Here is a 1929-nt window from a genome sequence, read left to right as displayed (position 1 = left end):
GCCGCTATTGATACAGGTCGTGAGTTCAAAATCGACGACATGTACAGGATGGTTAGTACCATACACCACAATCCTTGTTTGCATTTTTTATGTCCACTGTTGTTGGTTAAAGCCGTTCCACCAATACGCGGTACTACTTCCTAGTGTGCTGCGATTGGTTTTTATTTGCGCGCTATTGTTACATAAAAGGCAAGCATTTTTAACTCATTTTTTTATTTAGCATCCGAATGTTTATCTTTTGCCATGACGGATGGTTTTTAAATCTCAAGCCAAATAAAACGGTGTCAGCTAGCCCTCCTTGGCAGATATCAAAGCGCATCCATGCGCTCCTCGTTCATTCTTTTTAAACGACGAAAAAGAACGAACCAAGAAAACGTCGCCCCAACATCACACTTAATCCTCAAATCCTAAGCCGATATAGTGCAACCGCCTTGTATGGCACGTCCTTGTACCAGACAAGACTTAGCCGACATCCTGTCGGCACATTGCATATCGACTTATGCTTTTCGGGTGTGATGGAGGGGGAAATAAGTTGTCTGTTAGCTGTCCACAAAGCCTTCAGAAACATGGTTGCTTGCAAGCACCACAAGAATTTATCAGCGCCTTGTGTCTCCCTCATCACACCCGAAAGTAAATTGCCAATGAGTCATTTCAGCGCATGGATGCGTGAAAAGCTGTGACAGGGCCAAGGATGGCCCTTACACAGCGGTGACGTTCATATTGGTAATTTACTTGAGGAGTCAGTGTGATGTTGGGAGTGCCTTTTCTTTTGCTACCTTTTCTTTGGGCAAGCAAAGAAAAGATAGTCGTAGCCCATGGATGGGCGTCGAAATCCGTCAGGAGGACATATTAGCCTTACCCTCCATGGCTCGTATCAAAGCGCATCCATGCGCTCCTCGTTCATTCTTTTTAAACGACGAAAAAGAACGAACCAAGAAAACGTCGCCCCAACATCACACTTAATCCTCAAATCCTAAGCCGACATAGTGCAACCACCTTGTAAGGCACGTCCCTATGCCAGACAAGACTTGGCCGACATCCTGTCGGCACATTGCATATCGACTTATGCTTTTCGGGTGTGATGGAGGGGGAATAAGTTGCTTGTGAGATCGTCTACGACTTCATCAATAAAGCTGTTTGCAAGGGTTACAAAAATTATCAGCATAGTCTCCTAACTCACAGTCTAAATAGTTTTGTGGGAGATGTATGGACTCCTCCCCCTTAACGGGAGAGTACGGTATAAAGATATTGCAAAACACTTTTACCAAATAAGGAGTCCATACATGGCACAGTCTAATTTAATTGCTATCGACTTGGCAAAAAACATTTTCCAGGTGGCACAGCTGAAAGGCAATAAACTCAAGTTTAATAAGCCAATGAAACGCGAACCTATGTTTGAGTTGCTAGCAAAAGCCGAGGGTTCAAAGGTCGTGATGGAAGCTTGCGGTAGCGCCCAGCATATTGCTCGCAAAGCGCTGTCGCTGGGGCATGATGTCATGTTACTTCCCCCTAAATTTGTTAAAGCGTTTAGGCAAGGCCAAAAAACCGATGCAAATGATGTCCTCGCCATTGCCAGTGCAAGCCAAGCATACAACGTGAAGCCCTGTAAAATCATGACAGTTGAAGAGCAAACATTGCAATCATTGAACCAAGCGAGAACCTTAGTAGATAAACAAAAGACCCAGCTTTCAAATCAAATACGTGGATTGCTATTAGAGTTTGGTGTTGTCATTAATCAAGGCGATGCAGCGTTAACACAAGCGGTTCCAGATATTTTAGAAGATGCTGAAAATGCGCTACCTATCGCATTAAAACAAGCACTCGCGGTGAGTTATGACCTATATAAAACACAATGTGCCGCTAAAGCACAGCTACATAAACAAGTTGAAGCGATAACCAAGCAAAATGACAGTTGCCAGCGTTTAATGG

General features: G+C 44.0%; 1 protein-coding gene. It reads left to right on the top strand.

The genetic code is table 11. The annotated features are described in order from the left end of the window. Positions 1-1283 precede the first annotated feature (1283 nt). Positions 1284-1929, top strand: a 646-nt coding sequence (locus MHN30_RS23680) for an IS110 family transposase (protein ID WP_239361308.1), incomplete at its 3' end; no start/stop codon positions are given.

Source organism: Pseudoalteromonas sp. OF7H-1 (genome assembly GCF_022347825.1).
GTDB lineage: Bacteria > Pseudomonadota > Gammaproteobacteria > Enterobacterales > Alteromonadaceae > Pseudoalteromonas > Pseudoalteromonas maricaloris.
Note: the sequence above shows the minus strand (reverse complement) of the source record. Positions and strands in the feature narration are given on the sequence as shown.